Annotated in this window: 17 protein-coding genes; 10 read left to right on the top strand and 7 right to left on the bottom strand. The window is 70.7% G+C overall.

Annotated elements, in window-relative coordinates; translation table 11 throughout:
- Positions 1-296: 296 nt before the first annotated feature.
- Both LNK82_RS48145 and LNK82_RS46115 read right to left on the bottom strand, forming a co-directional pair.
- Positions 297-4,325, bottom strand: a complete 4,029-nt coding sequence (locus LNK82_RS48145) for an FkbM family methyltransferase (protein WP_308257585.1) — start codon at positions 4,323-4,325, stop codon at positions 297-299.
- Between the two features lie 11 nt (positions 4,326-4,336).
- Positions 4,337-5,680: a glutamine synthetase family protein gene (locus LNK82_RS46115; protein ID WP_053715424.1), complete on the bottom strand. Its 1,344-nt coding sequence runs from the start codon at positions 5,678-5,680 to the stop codon at positions 4,337-4,339.
- A gap of 150 nt (positions 5,681-5,830) precedes the next feature.
- Here LNK82_RS46115 and LNK82_RS46120 point away from each other — a divergent pair, with 150 nt between their 5' ends.
- From LNK82_RS46120 to LNK82_RS46130, 3 genes are all read left to right on the top strand, one after another.
- A complete protein-coding gene (locus LNK82_RS46120; protein ID WP_230573144.1) occupies positions 5,831-6,481 on the top strand; it encodes an LppX_LprAFG lipoprotein in 651 nt (216 codons plus the stop codon).
- A 29-nt stretch (positions 6,482-6,510) separates the two neighbouring features.
- The gene (locus LNK82_RS46125; RefSeq protein WP_230573145.1) at positions 6,511-8,010 is read left to right on the top strand and encodes an MFS transporter; all 1,500 of its coding nucleotides are present in this window, start codon (positions 6,511-6,513) and stop codon (positions 8,008-8,010) included.
- A 96-nt stretch (positions 8,011-8,106) separates the two neighbouring features.
- Positions 8,107-8,703 carry a TetR/AcrR family transcriptional regulator gene (locus LNK82_RS46130; protein ID WP_230573146.1) on the top strand — a complete coding sequence of 199 codons (597 nt, stop codon included), beginning with the start codon at positions 8,107-8,109 and terminating at the stop codon, positions 8,701-8,703.
- Positions 8,704-9,036: 333 nt separating this feature from the next.
- Here the strand turns inward: LNK82_RS46130 and LNK82_RS46135 are convergent, their stop codons facing one another.
- Positions 9,037-10,182: an MFS transporter gene (locus LNK82_RS46135; protein WP_230573147.1), complete on the bottom strand. Its 1,146-nt coding sequence runs from the start codon at positions 10,180-10,182 to the stop codon at positions 9,037-9,039.
- Positions 10,183-10,755: 573 nt separating this feature from the next.
- Between LNK82_RS46135 and LNK82_RS46140 the strand changes: the two genes are divergently transcribed.
- The gene (locus LNK82_RS46140) at positions 10,756-11,268 is read left to right on the top strand and encodes an HdeD family acid-resistance protein (protein WP_230573148.1); all 513 of its coding nucleotides are present in this window, start codon (positions 10,756-10,758) and stop codon (positions 11,266-11,268) included.
- A 9-nt stretch (positions 11,269-11,277) separates the two neighbouring features.
- Here the strand turns inward: LNK82_RS46140 and LNK82_RS46145 are convergent, their stop codons facing one another.
- Positions 11,278-12,993, bottom strand: a complete 1,716-nt coding sequence (locus LNK82_RS46145; protein ID WP_230573149.1) for an NAD+ synthase — start codon at positions 12,991-12,993, stop codon at positions 11,278-11,280.
- 88 nt (positions 12,994-13,081) lie between these two features.
- Here LNK82_RS46145 and LNK82_RS46150 point away from each other — a divergent pair, with 88 nt between their 5' ends.
- The 3 genes from LNK82_RS46150 to LNK82_RS46160 all read left to right on the top strand — a co-directional run bounded on the left by LNK82_RS46150 (position 13,082) and on the right by LNK82_RS46160 (position 17,224).
- On the top strand, positions 13,082-14,629 hold the full coding sequence (locus LNK82_RS46150) for an alpha/beta hydrolase (protein ID WP_230573171.1): 1,548 nt from the start codon (positions 13,082-13,084) through the stop codon (positions 14,627-14,629).
- Positions 14,630-14,761: 132 nt separating this feature from the next.
- The gene (locus LNK82_RS46155; protein ID WP_230573150.1) at positions 14,762-15,697 is read left to right on the top strand and encodes a hypothetical protein; all 936 of its coding nucleotides are present in this window, start codon (positions 14,762-14,764) and stop codon (positions 15,695-15,697) included.
- 27 nt (positions 15,698-15,724) lie between these two features.
- The gene (locus LNK82_RS46160) at positions 15,725-17,224 is read left to right on the top strand and encodes a class I SAM-dependent methyltransferase (RefSeq protein ID WP_230573151.1); all 1,500 of its coding nucleotides are present in this window, start codon (positions 15,725-15,727) and stop codon (positions 17,222-17,224) included.
- A gap of 56 nt (positions 17,225-17,280) precedes the next feature.
- Here the strand turns inward: LNK82_RS46160 and LNK82_RS46165 are convergent, their stop codons facing one another.
- Positions 17,281-17,562, bottom strand: coding sequence for a DUF4287 domain-containing protein (locus tag LNK82_RS46165; protein ID WP_230573152.1), 282 nt, complete (start codon positions 17,560-17,562; stop codon positions 17,281-17,283).
- 74 nt (positions 17,563-17,636) lie between these two features.
- Positions 17,637-17,849 carry a hypothetical protein gene (locus tag LNK82_RS46170; protein ID WP_230573153.1) on the bottom strand — a complete coding sequence of 71 codons (213 nt, stop codon included), beginning with the start codon at positions 17,847-17,849 and terminating at the stop codon, positions 17,637-17,639.
- Between the two features lie 110 nt (positions 17,850-17,959).
- On the opposite strand from LNK82_RS46170, the gene LNK82_RS46175 reads away from it, so the two are divergent.
- Both LNK82_RS46175 and LNK82_RS46180 read left to right on the top strand, forming a co-directional pair.
- The gene (locus tag LNK82_RS46175) at positions 17,960-18,784 is read left to right on the top strand and encodes a helix-turn-helix domain-containing protein (RefSeq protein ID WP_230573154.1); all 825 of its coding nucleotides are present in this window, start codon (positions 17,960-17,962) and stop codon (positions 18,782-18,784) included.
- Positions 18,781-18,957, top strand: a complete 177-nt coding sequence (locus LNK82_RS46180; protein ID WP_230573155.1) for a DUF397 domain-containing protein — start codon at positions 18,781-18,783, stop codon at positions 18,955-18,957. The genes LNK82_RS46175 and LNK82_RS46180 overlap by 4 nt, the downstream gene beginning before the upstream one ends.
- On the opposite strand, the gene LNK82_RS46185 is transcribed toward LNK82_RS46180, so the two are convergent.
- Positions 18,896-19,741 (bottom strand): helix-turn-helix transcriptional regulator, encoded by an 846-nt coding sequence (locus LNK82_RS46185; protein ID WP_230573156.1) that lies wholly within the window; start codon positions 19,739-19,741, stop codon positions 18,896-18,898. The two genes, LNK82_RS46180 and LNK82_RS46185, sit on opposite strands and share 62 nt — an antisense overlap.
- A gap of 120 nt (positions 19,742-19,861) precedes the next feature.
- Here LNK82_RS46185 and LNK82_RS46190 point away from each other — a divergent pair, with 120 nt between their 5' ends.
- Positions 19,862-20,611 carry an SDR family oxidoreductase gene (locus LNK82_RS46190; protein ID WP_230573157.1) on the top strand — a complete coding sequence of 250 codons (750 nt, stop codon included), beginning with the start codon at positions 19,862-19,864 and terminating at the stop codon, positions 20,609-20,611.
- The last annotated feature ends 29 nt before the right edge of the window (positions 20,612-20,640 follow it).

Below are 20,640 nucleotides of genomic sequence, written 5' to 3' on the forward strand. Positions count from 1 at the left end.
CGGGGCTTTGTGTTTCCGGTGTTTCGCTTGCTGTGGTTGAACCTTAGCTCGTTCGTTTTCGCGGTGTCAAATCGGCCGGTTTCGGCTTCTCGGCTCCGCGACAAACTCGCTTAGCATTCAATTTGTATCAGTTTCCAGAGCGGAGGCAGCACGCTGTGCTGCTTATTCGTTTCTGGGAGCTTGACGCCGCAGTAGTCTACTCGGCCCGATTCGCGGTGTCAACCGCTCGTTCCGAGGTTCTTGCTGGCGACTCGGTAAAAGGTACTCATGACCTTCGTCGGTGTCAAATCGCCTGGTCAGCGGCCTGCGGGAGCGGTGCGGACCGGCATGGCGACCTGTGGACCCGGTCCCTTGGGCGCCACGGGACGGGGTCGCAGCCAGAGCGGGATGGACCGCATCCCCTCGATCGCGGTCACGATCTGCTCCGGCGTGGCCGGTTCGCGGGTCGGCACGGGCACCAGGTCGTAGCCCCAGATCCGGAACTCCTTCAAGACCGTGACCGGATCGTCGCCGAAACCCGACGTCGCCGTGGCGGAGAAGTCCAGGAACACGTGCGGGCGGTCCCGGCGCAGCAGGCGCACCAGTCCGGCCAGCGCGCGGTGACCACGACCGGGCGCGTCCACCCGGACGACGGACAGCTTGCGGCCCTGCAACAACGGCACGGCCTCCAGCTCCTTGTCGAGCCTGGCCGCACGCACGCGGGTCACGTCCTCACCCGCGCCCTCGGGCAGCGGCGCCACCGACACCCCGCCCGTCAACGCCGGTTGGCTGGCCAGCTCGCCGCTGCTCTCCCACGCGGCGGCGTCCACCAGGACGAGCTGTTGCGCCACCCGTTCGGGCAAGTTGACGTCGACGTTGTGCCGCAGCAGCGCCCGCGACGACGGGCACGGCTCGACCGCGACCACCGCGCCGCCCGTGCCGAACCGGCTGAGCATGCGCACGGTCTGGTACCCGATGTACGCGCCGACGTCGAGGAAGATCCCGTCCGGCTCGACGACCGAGTCGATCAGCTCGGACAGGTCGGTCTCCCACACCCCGTTGCTGGACAGCATCGGCAGCATGAAGGCGTCGTCCGACGGCAGGCGCAGCAGGCCGACGTCGGTCAGCACGAGCGAGCTGCGCGGCACGGTGTCGCTGTGCCGTTCGTGCTCACGGACGACGACGCGGCGCAGGGCGTCGGCGGTCTGCTGGGCCTGGTTCGCGGCGCGCAGGCCGACGTCGAGCTTGGTGTCGCGGTCCCGCAGCACGTCCACGACCTTGGACTCCAGCGAGTCGATCCGGTCGAGGGTGCGTTCGAGCGCGACGGCGAGCTTGTCGATGCGCTGGGCCAGGGCGTCGCCCTGCTTGGCGCGCTTGGCCGCCTCGGCGACCACCGCGTCCTCGATCTCGCGCACCCGCCGTCCCTGGCCGGCCATGTCCGCGCGGACCCGGACGACGCCGTCGTCGACGCCCACGAGCTGGTCGGCGAGGTGGCCCTGGTGCTCGGCGTGCTGTTCCAGCTCGGCGCGCAGCACCTCCAGCTCGCCCAGGCCCACGCCGCTGGAGATGTCGTCCTGGCGGCGGACCAGCTCGGAGACCGTGCGCTCGACCCCGTCGACCAGGGACGTGAGCACGTCGCGCATGTGGTTGTCGTAGTGGTCGAGGACGCGCAGGACCACCTTGCGCAGCTGCGGCGCCATGGGCGTGCGGCTGGCCGTGCCGACGTCGGGTTGGCGAAGCAGGGCGTGCTTCGCCGAGTGCAGCGCCTTGAGGGGGTCGACGGTCGGCGCGGGCTTGGCCCGGCGGGCGCGCCAGCCGCGGTAGGCGTGCTCGACGCGTTCGCGGAGGACCTCGCCGACCTTGGCGACGTCACGGGTGGCGCGGACGTGGTCGCGTCCCCTGGTGCCGATCGCGACGGCCGTCGGCAGGTCTTCGGCGAGGGCGCGCAGGAGCTTGGCGGCGGCCTGGACGTCGGGTTCGACGCCCTGGCGGCACGGCACGAAGATCACCGCGTTCTTGTCGAACAGCTCGGCGACCGCGCCGTGGTCGGAGGTCAGGATCGGCGTGGCGCGGGCGGCGTGCTCGGCCAGGGTGTGCGCGATCCGGTCGCACGCGCCGCCCCGGTGCAGGTGGACGAGGCAGTCGACGGCCCCGAGGGTGTCGACCAGTTCGATGCGCGGGTCGGCGGCGGTGGCCAGGCGCAGCCGTTCGGCGGCTTCGGGGTGCGCGTGCGCGTTGCCGACCTCGATGCGCAGCGTCACGTCGTTGCGGTCGGGGAAGGCGGAGAGGAACGCGGAGACGGCGCCCAGCACGTTGCCCGCGCGGTCGAGGGCGTGATCGGCGAGCGCGCCGAAGATCACCCCATCGTGTGCTTCGAGGGCTTGGTCCTCGGCTTCCTGCACGGGGAGCGGGAGGACGCGGACGGTCGGGCCGCCTTGGCGTTCGAGGGTGGCGCGGGTCGTCTCGGAGGGGACCCAGAGCTCGGCGGCGTCGGTCGGCTGGTCGTCGTCGAGGAGGTAGTCGACGACGAAGCGGCTGTCCGGCACGCGTTCGGTGGTGCCGACTCGGATCACGACCGGGTAGCCGGCGTCGGTCGAGGTCGGGAGGCCGGACGCGCGGGCGGCGGCGTGGACGAGCGCGGCGATCGGGCCGGAGCCGAGGACGGAGACGCCGAGCTGGTCGTGCAGGACGGGTGCTTCGGCGCGGGGCCTGGGCACGGCGGCCACCGGCAACCGGCCCGCGGCCACGCCGACGGTCGCGCACCAGTCGCGGAACGCCGGGCCGTCCTCGCCGAACGGGTCGGGGAACTGGGTGCGGAGGGTCTGGTCGGAACGCCAGAGCGCGACGGCCCAGCGCGTGCTGCCGGGTAGGCCGGGCACGGACTCGCTCGCCCAGGCCACGAACCCCGCTCCGCCGTCCGGTCCGAAGGCGGGGGGTGGGGTGCGGCGGGTGGCGGGCTCGGAGACCTCGGGCTCAGGCAGTTCGGGTGCTGAAGCGGCGGCATCCGGCTCGATCTCGGCGGACGCGGCAGGCTCGGCGGGCGGCTCGGCATCGGTGGCGGGGTCGGCGGGCGACTCGGCGGCGGCGATGGGTTCGGTGAGCTCGGCGGCGGCTTCGGTGCCGGCTTCGCCGACCAGGACTGCGGGCTCGGTGGCCGGGCGGGTGCCGTTCACCGAGGTCGTGGCGGCGGGAGCGGCAGCAGGCGGGTTGTCGGCGGGCTGCTCCGCGGCGGGCTGCACCTCGGCGGGCTGCACCTCGGCGGGCGCGGCGGTGACGGGAGCGGCGGGCTGGTCGGCAGTGGGCGGCTCGCCGGGATGGGTTCCTGGGCTGAAGGCCGAGCCCGGGTGGGTTCGGGCGGCTTCGCGGTAGTCCGCGCGCAGCTCGTCCGGGATCTGGGTGCCGTCCGGCAGTTGGCCGAAGCCGTAGCGGACCCGCTGGGGCGAGTGGCCCTTGCGCACCAGTTCCGCCCGGTAGGCCGTGCAGAGCTCCGCCAGGTGCGGGTGTTCCGAGAGCAGGACCCGGGGGCGGTCGGCGAAGGCGGCGGACAGCAGCCACGGGCGGTGGGGGTCGAAGCCCGCGAAGTGGACGCTGCGGACCGGCTCGCCGATCGTCGTCAACGTGCCGTCCGGGCGGCGATGGAGGTCTCGTTGCGAGGCGTTCCACACCGACAGGCCGACCGTCGCGTCACGCAGGACGTGCAGGTTGACCAACGCGGGAGCCATGTCGAGCACGGCCTTGGTGGCGTCCGGCGTGCGGCGCAGCTGCTCGCCGAGGGAGCTCAGGAACGGCTCCGCGCCCGGTGCGACCAGCAGGAACCCGGGATCGAAGACGCCGGTTTCGATCAGTTCGGTGGGTGTCGGGCGCAGACCGTCGTCCGGCAACGGCCGCAGCGCCCGCGGCACCAGGACCAGCGGGCCGCGGCGCACGGCGGCCTCGACCAGGTCCGTGAGCGGGTGGAGCACCTGCACCCACGGGTCCAGGTAGAGCACCGGCACGCCCTGGCCGAGCAGCTGTTCCAGGAGCTTGGGCCGCAGCACGCCGCACAGCTGCGACGCCGTGCAGCCGGTGGCCAGCTCGGCCAGCTCGTCCTGGCCCATCCCCAGGTCGGCGGGGGTGACGAGGCCCGGACCGGAGTTCTCCGGCAGGGCGTCGACCACCAGCGCCATGAACCTGGCCTGCGGGTGGTTGGCCAGGAACGAGCTGGACAGCACCTTCACCGCGGGCAGTTCGGCGGCGGTCGCCACCGTGCAGGCGATGAACGTGGGACGGGATTCCGGACGCGCGGGCACCTCGGTCACGGTCTGCAAACCTAGCTTCTCCGAGTGCCCGGTGTGGACCACCCGCACGGGTGTCTCCCTCACAGGACCGGCAACAGGGTGCGCAACTCGTACGGCGTGACGCTGCGCCGATACGCGTCCCACTCGGTCCGCTTGTTGCGCAGGAAGAAGTCGTACACGTGCTCGCCGAGCGCTTCGGGGAGCAGTTCGGAGTTCTCCATCTCGGTCAGCGCCTCGCCGAGGTTCTGGGGCAGGTTGTCGTACCCGGCGGCGCGCCGCTCGCGATCGGTCAGCGACCACACGTCGTCCTCGGCGGGCGGCGGCAGCTCGTAGCCCTTCTCGATGCCCTTGAGCCCGGCCGCCAGTATCACCGCGTACGCGAGGTACGGGTTGCAGGCGGAGTCGAGCGAGCGGATCTCGACCCGGCGCGACGACGACTTGCCCGGCGAGTACATCGGCACGCGGACCAGCGCGGACCGGTTCGCGTGGCCCCAGCACACCGCCGTCGGCGCCTCGCCGCCCACGATCAGCCGCTTGTAGGAGTTCACCCACTGGTTGGTCACGCCGGAGATCTCGCGGGCGTGCTTGAGCAGGCCGGCGACGAACATCTTGCCGGTGTCCGACAGCTGGTACGGGTCCTCGGCGTCGTAGAACGCGTTGCGGTCGCCCTCGAACAGGCTGACGTGCGTGTGCATGCCGCTGCCGGGCTGGTCGGTGAACGGCTTCGGCATGAACGAGGCCCGCACGCCCTGCGTGATCGCGACTTCCTTGATCACGTACCGGAACGTCATCACGTTGTCGGCCATGGTCAGCGCGTCGGCGTAGCGGAGGTCGATCTCCTGCTGGCCGGGCGCGCCCTCGTGGTGGCTGAACTCGACCGAGATGCCCATCGCCTCCAGCGCCTCGATGGCGTGGCGGCGGAAGTGGGTCGCGGTCTCGTGGCTGGTCTGGTCGAAGAAACCGCCGTTGTCCGCCGGGGCGGGCTCGCTCCCGTCGTCCGGCAGGCCCTTGAGCAGGAAGAACTCCATCTCCGGGTGCACGTAGCAGGTGAAGCCCGCCTCGCTGGCCTTGGCCAGGGTGCGGCGCAGCACGTGCCGCGGGTCCGCCCACGACGGCGAGCCGTCCGGCATGGCGATGTCGCAGAACATCCGCGCCGAGTAGTGGCTCTTGTCGGGCGTCTGCCACGGCAGCACCTGGAACGTCGACGGGTCCGGCTTGGCCACCATGTCCGACTCGTACACGCGGGCGAAGCCCTCGATGGCGGAGCCGTCGAAGCCGATGCCCTCGCTGAAGGCGCCTTCGAGCTCCGCGGGAGCGATCGCCACCGACTTGAGGAAGCCCAGGACGTCGGTGAACCAGAGCCGGACGAACCGGATGTCGCGTTCCTCGAGGGTGCGGAGCACGAACTCCTGCTGGCGGTTCATGACCCGAAGCCTAGGTAAGGACGGTTAACCGTGCGTTGCCGACTCGGCCGAACGCGCTGGGCCGTTTGCCGCTTGGAGGTGATCTCGCAGGTCAGGGACTTGCGGTGGTGTTTCGCGGTGCCCCGGGACGGCTCGATCTACGATTCACCCATGCTCCCTCGTCGCGCCCTGATCGGGTCGCTCGTGCTCGCCCTCGTGGCGGGCTGCACGTCCTCCGGTGGCGCCGGGGCCCTGCCCGACGGGCCGGACCTGCTGGCCAAGGCGTCCGCCGGGATGAAGTCCGTGACCAGCACCCACTTCACGATCAAGGTCGACGGCGAGCTGCCGGGCGTGACCGTGAAGGACGCCGAGGGCGACCTGAACGCCGAGGGCGAGTCGCAGGGCCGGGCGAAGGTCGAGCAGTTCGGCCAGCTGATCGAGGTGGAGTACGTGCTGGTCGGGCAGGACCTGCACTTCAAGGGTCCGACCGGCGGGTTCACCAAGCTGCCCGCGGCGCTGGCGGGCCAGGTGTACGACCCGACCGCGATCCTGGACCCGGACCGGGGCGTGGCCCGCGTGCTGGCCGACGCGCGTGACGCGAAGACCGTGTCGAACGACGACGGCCTGGCGGTGGTCGAGGCGACCGTGCCGCGTGACGTGGTCGCCGGGCTGGTGCCGGGGATCGACGCGGACGTCGCGTCGACGTTCTCGGTGCAGGACGAGAAGTTGCGCAAGGCGCTGTTCACGCTGCCGAGCGGCGCGAAGGTGACGATCGAGCTGTCCGACTTCAACAAGCCCGTCACCGTCTCGCCGCCCGCGTGAGTCCGGCGGTGGGTTCCGGGGTGGGTGCGGTGGGCGCGGTCAGGGCTCGTCGGCTGGCGATCGGCGCGGGTGCGACGGCGGTGCTGCTGGGCGCGCTCGACGCGTACGTGGTCGTCGGCGTGCTCGTGGACATGGTGCGCGACCTGGGCATCCCGGTGAACCACCTGGAACGCGCGACGCCCGTGGTGACCGGGTACCTGCTCGGGTACGTCGCCGGGATGCCGTTGCTCGGGCAGCTGTCGGACCGGTTCGGGCGGCGGGTGGTGCTGCACCTGTGCCTGATCGGGTTCGCGGTCGGCTCGGCGGTGACGGCGCTGGCGGGCGACCTGCCGCTGCTGGTGGTCGGGCGGGTGGTGCAGGGGCTGGCCGGTGGGGCGTTGCTGCCGGTGACGATGGCGCTGGTCGCGGACCTGTGGGCGGCGGAACGGCGTGCGTCGGCGTTGGGCGTGGTGGGCGCGGCGCAGGAGTTGGGCAGTGTGCTCGGCACGCTGTACGGCGTCGGGTTGGCGTCGTTGTTCAACGCGTGGTCGTTCTTCGAGTCGGTGGAGCCGCAGAGCTGGCGGTGGGTGTTCTGGGTGAACCTGCCGTTGGCGGCGATCGCGATGGTGGTCGTGCAGGTGACCGTGCCGCGGTCGGTGCGGTCGTCGGTGCGGATCGACGTCGTCGGCGGCGGTTTGTTGGCGTTGGCGTTGTCGTTGCTGGTCGTGGGGCTCTACAACCCCGATCCGTCGCGGTCGGTGCTGCCGTCGTGGGGGTGGCCGGCGCTCGGTGGGGCCGCGGTGGTGTTCGCCGGGTTCGTGCTGTGGGAGCGGCGGTCGTCGGTGCGGCTGCTGGATCCGGCGGGGGTGGCCATGCGGCCGTTCCTGGCGACGCTCGGTGTGTCGTTGGCGGCCGGTGCGGCGTTGATGGTGACGTTGGTGGACGTGGAGCTGTTCGCGCAGACCGTGCTGGGGCGTGACTCGGCCGCGGCGGCGGGGATGCTGGCGCGGTTCCTGATCGCGTTGCCGGTGGGTGCGTTGGTCGGCGGGTGGTTGGCGGCTCGTACCCGGTTGGGTGACCGGTGGGTGTCGTTCGGCGGGTTGGTCGTGGCTTCGGGCGCGTACGTGCTGATCGCGCAGTGGCCGGCTTCGGTGTCGTCGTTCGTGGTGGGGCGGGACCTGGCGGTGGCCGGGTTCGGGTTGGGGTTGGTGATCGCGCCGGTGTCGGCGGCGGTGCTGCGGGTCGTGCCGTCGGCGCAGCACGGTGTGGCGTCGGCCGCGGTGGTGGTGGCGCGGATGACCGGGATGCTGGTGGGCGTGGCCGGGTTGTCGGCGTGGGGGCTGCACCGGTTCCGCGAGCTGACGGCGGACCTGGACACGCCGCTGCCGTTCGGGATGTCGCCGGAGGAGTTCGCCGAGAAGGCGGCGGCTTACCGGGAGGCGCTGACGGCGGCGTTGCTGACGGAGTACCACGAGATCTTTTGGATCACGGCGGTGATCTGCGCTGTCGGTGCGGTGGTGTCGCTGCTGCTGCCGCGTTCGGGTGGTTGAGGTCTGGGTCGTCGGGGTGTGGGTCGTCGGGGTCAGGTTCGTTGGGGTCTGCTTCGGGTCGCTGGGGTCAACGGTTCGGTTGGTTACCATCGCGGGGTGGCTTGGAACACCGAGGAGACGCGTCGGCGCCTGAAGGAGGCGGCGGTCGTCGAGTTCGCCGCGCACGGGTTGGCGGGCACTCGGGTGGAGCGGATCGCGGCGCGGGCCGGGGTGAACAAGGAGCGGCTGTACAACTACTTCGGCGACAAGGAACAGCTGTTCCACTCGGTGTTGTCGGACGAGTTGGCGAAGATCGCGGCGGCCGTGCCGTTCGACGCGGAGTCGTTGCGGGATGTCGGGGAGTACGCCGGGCGGTGTTTCGACTACCACGTGGCGAATCCGCATTTGGTGCGGTTGTTGCAGTGGGAGGCGTTGGCGTACGGGGACGGGGCGGTGCCCGATGAGGAGGGGCGGGCGGCGCACTACCGGCGGAAGGTCGAGGCTTTCCGGTCGGCTCAGGCGGACGGGGTGATGGTGGCGTCGCCGGGGGCCGCCGACCTGGTTTTCTTGATCATGTCGCTGTCGTCGTGGTGGCTGGCCGTGCCCCAGGTGGCCCGGATGGTGACGGGGCAGGTCGAGCTGGCCGACCGCCGGGCCGCGGTGGTGGAGGCGGCGCGGCGAATGGCATCTGCGCAGGTCACGCCTACGCGGTAGGCTTGATTTCGCCGAGGGGCCGGGAAACACGATCGGGTGAACCTGGCCCGAAAATGTACGGAAACACTGTTACCGCACCTCGGTTGAAAACCAGCGGACCCGCCGAAACCACCCCCGACCGCCCACGACCAACTGCCCACCCGCGGATGACCACACCACGCGCACCGCACGGTGAGTGAAGCGGGCCAGGCCAAGCCGAAAATGAGTGGAACGGGCCGGGCCGGAAGTAGGTGGACGGGTCGGGCCGAGCCGGAAGCCGGCGGGGCCGGGCAGCGGAAGCGGGCAGCGGGCGGACCGGATCGTGGATCGGGATCTGGTCGGGTGGGGTCGGGGTTAGACGGTGGCGGGTGTGGGGGTTGGGCGGGGGCCCAGGGCGAGGGTGGCGGCGGCGAGGATGAGGAGGCCGGCCAGGGTCAGGCAGACGGCGGCGAAGCCGGCTGGGGCCAGGGCGGTGACGAGGACGGGGCTGATGCCGCCGCCCAGGCCGACCAGGAAGCCGTAGCCCGCGAGGCCCGCGCCGCGTGCTTCGCCGGAGGCCCGGCCCACCAGGGTGACCAGCGCGGGGATGGTGACGGCAAGGCCCGCGACGAAGATCGCGCTGCCGACGAGCAGCACGGGGAGAGTGGTGGAGCCCGCTTCCAGGGCCAGGCCGCCGGCGGCGGTCAGGAATGCGGTTGGGGCGACGCGGTCGGCGCCGAAGCGCGCGATCAGCGGGCCGGCGAAGAGGCCCAGGGCGATGCCCGGCAGGCCCGGGAGGCGGAGCAGGAGCAGGTCGACGGCGTCGTGGATGCCGTAGCGCTCGCCGACGGTGGTGGTCAGGGCGGTGTACATGCCGACGAAGGTCAGCAGGAGGGTGATTCCGCCCGTGTAGGCGACCAGGAGTGACGGGCGGCGGAGGAGGTTGGCCAGGCGGGTGAACGTCGTCGCCAGGGCGGTGGGGGTTGGGCGGGGGATTTCCGGCAGGCGGGTGAGGGTGACGGCTACCGCCAGCAGCATCGGGGCCAGGAGCCAGAAGACCCAGCGCCAGCCGAGAGCTTTGTCGACGCCCAGGGCGTAGGCCTGGCCGATCACGCCGGCCAGGAGGAACGAGCCGGAGACGGCGGTGATCCCGACCGCGCGGCGGGCCGGTGGGAGGGCTTCGGCGGCGTACGCGAGTGACACGGACGGGATCGCGGCGGCGAGGAAGCCCTGGACGGCGCGGGCCGCGAGCAGTGGGGCGAAGTCGGTGGACGCGCCTGCGATCACGCAGGCCACGGCACTCAGGGCGAGGCCCAGGGCCATCACGTGACGACGGTCGTAGCGGTCGGAGATGGTGCCGAAGAGCAGGTTGCCGGCGGCGAACGCGAAGCCGAAGCCGCCACCCACCCACGCGGCGGTGGAGAGGGTGATGCCGTAGCGCTCGGCGACGCCCGGCAGCAGCGGCACGGTCAGGTAGAGCTGGCCCACGGCCAGGATCACGGCCGCCACCAGGACCGTCACCACAACCGGTGTTCGGGTCACGGACCAGCGTTGATGGGTCGGCCGGCCGTCGGGGTGCTCGAGACCGCGATCCGCGGGGTGGTCCATGAGGTGAGGGTGGGGGTTCGGCGGAGAGGTTGCCAACGCGCGCTCCGGGGTTCGGGTTCGGGTTCGGCGAGGGTGAGGGTGAGGTGGGTGGGAGGGGCCCGGATGGGAGGGGGAGGGAGAAATCCAACTGGGGCGTTGGAATTAGGGTAGGACGGGGTGGAGGTTAACTCCAACGGTGGAGATGGAATGTGGTCCGCGTCACGGGAGGGTGGGTGCGGTCACTCGAAAGGTCGGTGTGGGGCCGTGGCGGCTGCGGGTGGGGGTTGGGGGACGGACCATGGCCGCATGACGCACCCCGATGCGAACGCCGCCGCCGGGTCCGATGCGAATGCCGCCGGTGCCGAGGCGAGCGCCGCCGGGCAGGCTCGGTCCGCCGAGGCGAACGCCGCTGGTCAGGCTCGGCGCGCTGAGGCGCACGCCGCCGGCCAAGGTCGACGTGCTGAGGCGAAAGGTGGTCGCGGGCGGGGGTTGTGGATCGCTTTCGGGGTGATCACGTTGGCGATCGGGCTCGCGATCCTGCTCTGGCCGGGCCTGACGCTGCTGACGGCGGCGGTGCTGTTCGGCTTGCAGATGCTCGTCACCGGCGTCTTCTGGCTCGCCGCCTCGTTCTCCGCGGACGAGACGGGACGACAGCGGTGGCTCTTGGCGGTGGCCGGGTTGTTGGCACTGGTCGCGGGCATCCTGTGCCTGCGCTCGCCGTTCCAGACCCTGGCGGTGCTGGCGCTGCTGCTCGGTGCGACCTGGGTCGTCGGCGGGGTGGCCGAGATCTTCCACGGGTTCGGCAAGAGCGGGTGGGCGGTGTTCTCCGGGGCCGTCACCGCGATCGGCGGGATCGTGGTGCTCGTCTGGCCCGTGGCGAGCCTGATCGCGCTGGCCTGGCTGCTCGCCGTGGTGCTGATCGTCTTCGGCGCGATGGCCATCGCGGGCGCGATCAGCGCCGATCGCACGCCGAGGGCGGCGAAGGCGACCGCGCCCACCGGCACGGCCGCCACCGCGTGACCCGTCCGGTCAGCCCTCGCGCCAGCCGCTGGTGATGGGCAGCCTGCGGTCGCGCCCGAAGGCCTTGAACGTGATCTTGGTGCCCGGCGGGTACTGGCGGCGCTTGTACTCGGCCTTGTCGACCATGCGCAGCACCTTGTCGACCAGTTCGTGCGAGAACCCCATGGCGATGAGGTCGCGGTAGCCCTTGTCGCCCTCCACGTAGTCGTCCAGCACGGAGTCGAGCAGCTCGTAGTCCGGCAGCGAGTCGGTGTCGACCTGGCCGGGGCGCAGCTCGGCCGACGGCGGCTTGCTGATCGAGTTCTCCGGGATCGGCGGCAGCTCGCCCAGCTTCTCGGCCTCCGCGTTGCGCCACCGCGCGAGGTCCCACACGAGCGTCTTGAGCACGTCCTTGATCGGCGCGAACCCGCCGACCGCGTCGCCGTAGATGGTCGAGTAGCCGACGGCCAGCTCGGTCTTGTTGCCGGTGGCCAGCACCAGGTGACCGTGCTGGTTCGACAACCCCATCAACGTGACGCCGCGGCACCGCGCCTGGACGTTCTCCTCCGCCAGCCCGGTCAGCCCGAGCTGGTCGACGAAGACGCCGACCATGTCCGCGATCGGCTGCTCCGAGTAGTGGCAGCCGGTGCGCTGGGCCAGGTCGTAGGCGTCGGACTTCGAGTGGTCCGACGAGTACACCGACGGCATGGACACGCCGTACACGTGGTCGGCGCCGAGGGCGTCCACCGACAGCGCGGCCACCACCGCCGAGTCGATGCCGCCCGACAGCCCGAGGACGACCGAGCGGAAGCCGTTCTTGTGCACGTAGTCGCGCAGGCCGGTGACGAGCGCGTGCCACACCTCTGCCTCGTCGGACAGCGGTTCGGCGGGCTGCGGCACGGGCAGCGGGTCGTAGGCCGGGAGCGGGTCATGGGTCAAGGATCGGCGGTGGACCACAAACCCGCCGTAACCACCTTCCGCGCGGGGCGCGCCGCCGGGGAGGTCGAGGTCCAGCACGACCAGGTGCTCCACGAACTGGGGCGCACGGGTGATCAGCGAGCCGTCCGCGGACACCACCATCGTGTCGCCGTCGAACACCAGCTCGTCCTGTCCGCCGATCAGGTTGACGTACGCGAGGGGCGCACCCGCCTCGACCGCGCGCCGCGCCACCAGCGGCAGCCGCGCGTCGTCCTTCTTCCGCTCGTACGGCGACGCGTTCGGCGAGACCACCAGGTCCACGCCCGCCTCGCCGAGGGCGGCGATCGGCCCGCCGTCCTGCCACAGGTCCTCGCAGATCACCATGCCGACCTCGACCCCGTGCACGCGAACGACGTCCAGCGTGTCACCGGGCGTGAAGTACCGGCGTTCGTCGAACACGCCGTAGTTCGGCAGGTGGTGCTTGTGCTGCCGGGCCACCACCTCGCCCCGGTGCAGCACGGCGGCGGCGTTGCGCATGCCGCGCTCGTCGCGGTCGAGGTAGCCGACGAACACCGCCAGCTCACCGCACCCCGCGTCGTCCAGCCTGGTCGCGAGCGCGGTCAACGCCTCCTTGGACGCCTCCGCGAACGACACGCGCAGCGCCAGGTCCTCGACCGGGTACCCGGTCAGCGCCATCTCGGGGAAGACCGCGAGGTGGGCGCCCGCCTCCACGGCCTTGCGGGACCACTCGACGACGAGTTCGGTGTTGCCCGCCAGGTCGCCGACACAGGCGTTGACCTGGGCGAGGGCGAGTCGGAGCTGTGGCATGAGGGCATTCTCGCTCACTCGGAGCAGCCAAGGCGCGCGTTGTGGCGGACGTGTCACACCTACGATCGAAGACGTGCGCCGTCCGATGATGCTGTTCCTCGCCCTCCCGCTCCTCGCCTCGTGCACGAGCGTGCTGCCCGGGTCGCCCACGGCGGGGACCGCGTTGGAGAAGAGAGGGCCGGCCGGGGCCGTGCCGGCAGGGCTCGAGCGGTTCTACGGCCAGCAGCTGGGCTGGGAGGACTGCGCGCCCTACGCGACGACCGGGACGACGACGTCGCTGTTCAAGAACAAGAAGTCGCTCGAGTGCGCCCGCCTGGAGGTGCCGCTCGACTACACCAAGCCCGAGGGCCGCACGATCAAGGTCGGCTTGCTGCGCCAGCCCGCGACGGGCGACCGGATCGGCTCGCTCGTGATCAACCCGGGCGGTCCGGGCGCGTCCGGCATGGCCGCGGCGGCGGGCATGGGCTCGCAGGTCAAGTCGTCGCCGGTGGGTGAGCGATTCGACCTGATCGGGTTCGACCCGCGTGGCGTCGGGGCGAGCGAGCCGCAGGTCAAGTGCCTGACCGACGCCGAACGGGACGCCGACCGGCTGGACACCGACATCGACACGTCGGCGGCGGGCCTGGCGCAGACCGAGGCGGAGAACAAGGCGTACGCGGAGAAGTGCGCCTCGGTGACGGGCGCCGACGTGCTGGCCAACATCGGCACGCGGGACGTCGTGCGCGACCTGGACGTCATGCGGTCCGCGCTCGGCGACGAGAAGCTGACCTACCTGGGCTACTCGTACGGGACGCACATCGGCGCGGCGTACGCGCAGGCGTTCCCGGCCAACGTGCGGGCACTCGTGCTGGACGGCGCGGTCGACCCGACGCAGAACCAGGTCGAGTCGCTGATCGCGCAGGGCGCCGGGTTCCAGAAGGCGTTCGACGCGTTCGCCGCGTGGTGCGCGACGCGGCAGGACTGCGCGTTGGGCACGGACCCGGCGAAGGCGAACCAGGCGTTCCGGGACCTGACGCTGCCGCTGGTGCAGCGGCCGGTGGCGGTGGGCGAGCGGAAGTTGTCGTACAACGACGCGATCACCGGCGCGATCCAGGCGATGTACTCCGAGGAGCTGTGGGCGCCGCTGAACTCCGGGTTGACGGAGTTGAAGAACAACCGCGGTGACGTGCTGATGTTGTTGGCGGACAACTACTTCGACCGCGACAAGGAAGGCCGGTACTCCACGATCACGGACGCGTTCGTGGCGGTGAAGTGCGTGGACGAGCCGCGGGTGACGGACAAGAACGTGCTGAACGACGTGGCGCGGCGGTACAAGGAGGCCGCGCCGTTCCTGGACGACGGCCAGCCGCCGGGCGCGGCGCTGGACGCGTGCGCGTTCTGGCCCGTGCCGCCGACCGTGCAGGAGCACGAGCCCGTGTCCGGGCTGCCCCCGGTGCTGGTGATCTCCACGACGGGCGACCCGGCGACGCCGTACGAGGCGGGGGTCAACCTGGCGAAGGAGCTGGGCGGCGGGCTGCTGACGTTCGAGGGCAACCAGCACACCGTCTACTTCCACGGCAACGACTGCGTGGACGAGGCCGGGCACGCGTACTTGATCGAGGTGAAGCTGCCACCGGAAGGGACGCGTTGTTCCTGAAGGATTCCGAGCGTTCCACGCTTTTCCGCGCCTTTCCGCTTTCTGCGGTCTCTTCATAGGCCGACCGTGTGATCTCGCGTCGAGCGCCGCCGTTCAGGGCTAGGCTCTCCGTCACACTTGTGAGGGGTAAGCATGACTGTCGACGGCGTGGCCGACGCCACCGAAGCGGATTTAGCCGGGTTGCGCGACAAACTGCGGGACCGGGAAGCGTTCATCACGAACCTCCCGCGGTCGCCGATGAATCGACTGCTGGTCGAACTCGTCAACGACCGCGCGGCGCACCGCACCTCGGACCCGGCCTTCGTCAGGAGGTTCACCGCCCTCAACGACGCCGAATTGGAGTACGACGGAACGCACACGGAGATCGTCGGCGCAACGGGCGCGATCGTCGTCTGGGCCGGCGGCAAGGTGTCGCAGGCCTTCGTCACCCGATTCCGCCGTAAGTACGTCGAGGTCGACAAGGAGTTGCGCACCAACCACGCCAAGACCGAGGAACTCGCCGGGCTGATCTCCGACGGCGTCCCGCACCGCTTGGCGCACCAGGTCCTCGACCAGGAAGTGATCCACCCCGAGGCCATGATCGAGGTGCAGCGGGTGCTGGAGGGGTTCGTCGAGGACCGGATCACCTTCTGCGTTCCGCCGGACGACGCGCTCGTCCACTTGCCGGACGAGGTGCCGCTACCGGACGGTGCTCTGCGCTACCAGTTCTCGACCGCGCAGAAGACCATTACCGTCCCCGTTCCCCGACCGGTCCCCAAGCACCTGATCGTCATCACCATCGGGCACGGCAGCGATGACGGGCGGACGTTCTTCCCGCCGGTCGGCAGCGTGACCCCGCAAGTGCTGGCCAACGGCCTCGGCCCCGCGCCGGACGCCGCGTTGTGCGTTCCGCTCCAGTGCTACCCGATGCAGTCGGTGAACGCCTGGCAGGGCGTGGCCGGCTGGTCGGCGAAAATCACCTCGGCGAGCATCCCGCACCTGAACGAGTCGAGCGACGCGGAAATGCTGGACTGGATCAGGGCGCACCTGGCCGACGAGATCACCAAGTGGTTCCACGAGCTGGTCTGACCGCACCGACAACCGGGGGACCGAATCATGACCGGACCAGGGCACGAACTCGACGACATGCAGCTCGGAAACCTGGCCGGGGTTTTCGACCGCATTTCCACCGTGCTCCGGCGCGGCGTGCACGTCCAGCTGCTGACCGAGCACCGCGCGACCATGGAACTGCTGAACGTCTCGCACGTCGGGCAGCGCGCCCGCCTCGGCAGGCTGTTCGACGGCGTCGAGGCACAGGCGCGGAGCACCAACGACGACCCGGACGTCGCGCTGGCCTGGATCGCCTACTCCTACACGTGCGAGTACACCGAGCTCCTGGTCAAGAACCCCGCCCCGACCGGCGCGGGGGCACCAGGTGAGCCGCACCTGATGGAGCTGCGCAAGCAGGCCATGGAGAACGTCATCGCGCAGCGCACCAAGCTGCTGGTCAACCTGCCGTCCATCACCGACGCCCTCTTCGCCGGCACGGACAAGAAGGTGTCCGAGCTGTTCAAGTTCCGCGTGGCCGAGGGCCGTGGCGTGCCTCCCCAGCTGCCAGGAGGCCAACTGCCCGCGGCGCTGGCCTCGCTCCGGCAGAACCTGGCCGGCAGCGCGTTCGCTCCGGTGCAGGAGGCCGACTGGTCGGACTCGCTCGGTCCGAACCACAAGATCCTGCGGGTGGACACCAGGGGCTCCGAGTTCGACCTCGGCGGTGTCCCGGTCGTGCTGGTGGAGGGCGTGCTCGACCCGAAGCTCACGCAGAAGACGGTGACCGGCGGGCGGGTCGTGCTAGCCGACGGGACTTCGCACAGGCAGGTCGGCGGGAACTTCGTCGGCAACCTCGTCAGCCAGCGCCGCCTGTACGCGGGCGACCAGGTCGAGTACGACACCAGCCACATGGCGTTGACCCTCGCCGGTGACGCGCACTGGCAGGGCAAGGCCGCCGACTGGCGCATCGACAAGGGCGGCAACCGCCGGACCTACTACGCCGAGGTCCACCCCAAGATCGCCCAGTACCTGCTCAGCCTGGTGCCGCCGGACCGCGACGCGATCACCGTCCTGGACATCGCGGGCGGCAACGGCGACCTGGCCGAGCGGATCATCAGGGAGCTGGGCGGGGCGCGCCCCGAGGGTGACCTGCGGGTGAGGTACGTGGTGGTCGACTACAGCGAGGACGACATCGCCGTCGCGGAGGAGCGCTTCGCCGCGCTCGCCGGCACCCACCCGTTCGCCAAGACGTCGGCCCTCGTGCGGGACGTGTTCGACTACGAGTACGACGCCGGGGCCATGCTGAACGACGTCGGCCTCAAGGCGGCCGACTTCGTCATCAACTCGGGCGGCCTGCTCAACAACCAGATCGGCGACGACGCCGACAGCCCGCAGCGCTTCGCCCGCATGTACGCGAACCTGCTGGCGCCCGGCGGGTACGGCATCTACTCCGGGCTCACCCCGTTGCTGGTCGACTCGGCGACGCACCGGAAGCAGGGGCTGGAGATCCGCAACCTCTACGACATCGAGACCGAGCACCAGATGCACGTGGTGCGCCGCCCCGACTAGAGCCCTCGGACCGGATACCGCCGACCGGACACCCCTGACCCGAGCCACCCTGCGGATCAGCGGTTGGCGAGGCCGTCCACGCGCAGGGTCGTGGAGTCGTCCCGGTGGGTTCCGGTGCTGCCGACGTGCTTGTCGCTGATCGCGGTGCCGTTCTTGAGCACGTGGAAGAGCGCCATGCCGTGACCGCGGCCCAGGTCGTAGTCGTCCTTCAGCCACTGGAGGACGACGCCCGCCTTGGTGGTCGCGTCGTACCCGCGCTCGCCCGCCTCGGACAGCAGCTCGGCCGGCGTCTTGCCGGTCTTGCGCTCGATGGTGTCGAGGTACGCCTGGAAGGACATGGCCTGCTCCTGTTCGTCGGTGTGCGGCCAGCCTACGACAACTTCTCTTGTCCTGACAAGAGTTTTTGTCGGAGTCAGATCCAGAGCAGCTCAGACCCCTTGAACAGGTGCAGGCAGCTCTCCGGACCTTGCAGGCCCATGCGGAGGCTGCCGTCTTCGGACACGACCTGCGCGCCGTCCTCGAACTCCAGGCCCCAAGCGGCCACACGCAGTTCCGGAACCCGCTCCACCACGGCGAACAGGCGCGGAGCCTCCTCCGCCACCATCTCACGCTCTTCACCAGTCATAAGAAGAAAGTAAAGTCGACAGGTCAGGTTGACTAGACGCCTGATCGGGTGATCAAGGGAGCGCCCCGAGTGCGGCAGACTGGCCCCGATCACCGCTGAGGAGAGGGCACATGACCAGCATCAAGCCGACCGACTACCGCCTCGGACTCGCGGTGCGGCTGCGGGAATTGATGCGGCGCGGCGGGATCACGCGGGACCAGGTCCGCGAGACTTTGGGCTGCTCGGAGTCGAAGGTCAGCAAGATCCTGCGCGGTGACTCGTCGGTCGCACCGCTGGAACTGGCGGCGCTGCTCGACCTCTTCGGGGTCGAGGACGAGGAGCGCGCCGACCTGCTGCACCTGGGCGAGGAAGCTCGGCGGCGCAGGCCGAAGACGCCGTGGGGCGCGGCCATCCCTGATCGGCTGCGGAAGTTCTTCAACACCGAGGAGACGGCGAGGAAGATCGAGCTGTACCGGCCCGACCTGCTGGACGGATTGGTGCAGACGGAGGCCTACGCGCGGGCGGTGATCAGCACGAACCCGGCACTGCGTCCTGCCGAGGTCGAGCAGCTGGTGCAGGCCCGGATGGCTCGGCAGAGGCGGTTGACCGAGCTGGATCCGCCGGAGTACACCCTCGTGATCAGGCAGTCGGTGCTGCGTGCGCCGGTGGGGTCGCCGGAAACCCGGTTCGACCAGTTGAGGCACCTGAAGGAGGTCTCCGGGCTGCCGCACGTGACGATCCGGATCATCCCGGACGCGGTCGGCCTCACCGCCGCGCTCTACTTCCCCTTCGCGATCTTCACGCCGAGCGGGGACCGCCCCAAGTCGGTGTACGTGGAGACGTTGACCGACGGGCTGCTGGTGGACGAGGAGAGTCGGATCTCCCACTACGAAGCCGTTTTCCAGGAACTGCTGGCGGTCTCGGTCACGGATCTGCTTGATAGCGTTGAGGCATGACCTGGCGGCGGAGCAGCTACAGCGGCAACAGCGGCGGACAGTGCGTCGAACTGCGGGCGGGGCTCGACGCCGTGCGGGACTCCAAGAACGTGGACGGGCCCGTGTTGGAGGTCAGGCCTGCTGCTCTGAGGGCGTTCCTGAAGGGGCTGCGGACCAGCTCGCGAGGAGCTTGAGGCGTTCCTCGGTCGGCGAACCCACGCGAGCGGTGTAGACCGCGAGCACCACGTCCGGGTCGCCGGTCGGTTGCAGGGTCTCGTAGTCGAGGTCGAGGTCGCCGACCACGGGGTGGTGCATGAGCTTCGTGCCGTGGGTCTTCTCCTGCACCTTGTGCTGCGCCCACAGCTTGCGGAACGTCTCGTCCTTCACCGACAGCTCCCCCACCAGCGCCGCCAACCTCGCGTCGTCCGGGTAGCGGCCCGCGTCCAGCCTGAGGAACGCCACCATGTCGGCGGCGACGGTGGGCCAGTCGCGGTAGAACGTGCGGGATTCCGGGCGCAGGAACGTGTGCCTGGCCGAGTTGCGGTCCTCCGGTGGCAGGTCGCCGAAGCCGTAGAGGGCGTCGGCCAGGGGGTTCCAGGCGAGGATGTCCGAACGGCGGCCCATCACGAACGCGGGCACGTCGACGGCCATCTCCAGCAACCGCCGCAGGCCCGGTCGGACGCGTTGGGGCGCGGGCCGCTTGGCCGGCGCCGGGCGGACGAGGTTGCGCAGGTGGGCGCGTTCGGTCTCGTCCAGGCGCAGCACGCGGGCGACGGCGTCCAGCACCGAGTCGGAGACGGCGGGCGTGCGGCCCTGTTCGAGGCGCATGTAGTAGTCCACGCTCACGCCGGCCAGCATCGCCAGCTCCTCGCGGCGCAGGCCCGGCACGCGCCGTCGACCGCCACCGGGCAGGCCGACGTCGTCCGGGCGGACGCGAGCCCGGCGGCTGCGGAGGAATTCGCCCAGGTCGTGGTTCACCCACCCAGTATGGCCGCCTGCCGCGTGCCGAGCCTGGGTACTGGCAGACCTAGGGAACGCGGTCCCACAGGCTGACCAGAGCCTCTGGTACCCGTGGTGACCAGGTCCAATGTTGTTGCCATGACCTACGACCTGAACAACCGCACTGCCGTTGTCACCGGTGCCGCGAGCGGCATCGGCGCCGAGATCGCGCTCGTCCTCGCCCGGTCCGGGGCGAAGGTCGCGCTGCTGGCCCGCCGCGCGGACCGGCTCACCGAGCTGGCCGACAAGATCGCCGCCGAGGGCGGGCAGGCGCTCGCCGTGGCCGCCGACGTCACCGGTGACCTCACCGACGCCGTCGAGACGATCCACACCGCCTTCGGCCGGGTCGACCTGGTGGTGAACAACGCGGGTGTGATGCTCGCGAACCCCCTCACCGAGGGCCGGGACGACGAGTGGCACCGGATGATCGACACCAACGTCAAGGGCCTGCTGAACGTCACCAAGGCGTTCACCGAGGACCTGATCGAGGCCGGCGCGACCGGCACCGCCGACCTGGTGAACATCTCGTCGGTCGGCGCGCACCTGACGTTCCCCAACTACGCCGTCTACACCGCGACCAAGGCCGCCGTCACGCACCTGTCGGCGAACCTGCGGACCGAGCTGGGCCCGAAGGGCGTGCGGGTGACCAACGTCGAGCCCGGCCTGGTCACCAGCGAACTGGCCGACCACATGGACAACCCGGACGTCGACGCGCACCTGGCGCAGTGGCGTGAGCAGGTGCCGCCGCTGAACCCGGCCGACATCGGCGACGTGGTCGGGTTCGCGACCAGCCGCCCCAAGCAGGTGAACCTCCGGCAGCTCGTGGTGCTGCCGACGGTGCAGGTCTGACGACCGTGCAGGTCCGATGACGGCTGAGC

It is taken from the genome of Saccharothrix luteola, assembly GCF_020859565.1.
In the GTDB taxonomy this organism is placed as follows: domain Bacteria; phylum Actinomycetota; class Actinomycetes; order Mycobacteriales; family Pseudonocardiaceae; genus Actinosynnema; species Actinosynnema luteola.

Coding starts and splice junctions, on each gene's coding strand:
- LNK82_RS46145 (WP_230573149.1), bottom strand. CDS start 12,993: ATGCCACAGCTCCGACTCGCCCTCGCCCAGGTCAACGCCTGTGTCGGC.
- LNK82_RS46115 (WP_053715424.1), bottom strand. CDS start 5,680: ATGAACCGCCAGCAGGAGTTCGTGCTCCGCACCCTCGAGGAACGCGAC.
- LNK82_RS46120 (WP_230573144.1), top strand. CDS start 5,831: ATGCTCCCTCGTCGCGCCCTGATCGGGTCGCTCGTGCTCGCCCTCGTG.
- LNK82_RS46190 (WP_230573157.1), top strand. CDS start 19,862: ATGACCTACGACCTGAACAACCGCACTGCCGTTGTCACCGGTGCCGCG.
- LNK82_RS46170 (WP_230573153.1), bottom strand. CDS start 17,849: ATGACTGGTGAAGAGCGTGAGATGGTGGCGGAGGAGGCTCCGCGCCTG.
- LNK82_RS46180 (WP_230573155.1), top strand. CDS start 18,781: ATGACCTGGCGGCGGAGCAGCTACAGCGGCAACAGCGGCGGACAGTGC.
- LNK82_RS46150 (WP_230573171.1), top strand. CDS start 13,082: ATGCTGTTCCTCGCCCTCCCGCTCCTCGCCTCGTGCACGAGCGTGCTG.
- LNK82_RS46155 (WP_230573150.1), top strand. CDS start 14,762: ATGACTGTCGACGGCGTGGCCGACGCCACCGAAGCGGATTTAGCCGGG.
- LNK82_RS46175 (WP_230573154.1), top strand. CDS start 17,960: ATGACCAGCATCAAGCCGACCGACTACCGCCTCGGACTCGCGGTGCGG.
- LNK82_RS46160 (WP_230573151.1), top strand. CDS start 15,725: ATGACCGGACCAGGGCACGAACTCGACGACATGCAGCTCGGAAACCTG.
- LNK82_RS46165 (WP_230573152.1), bottom strand. CDS start 17,562: ATGTCCTTCCAGGCGTACCTCGACACCATCGAGCGCAAGACCGGCAAG.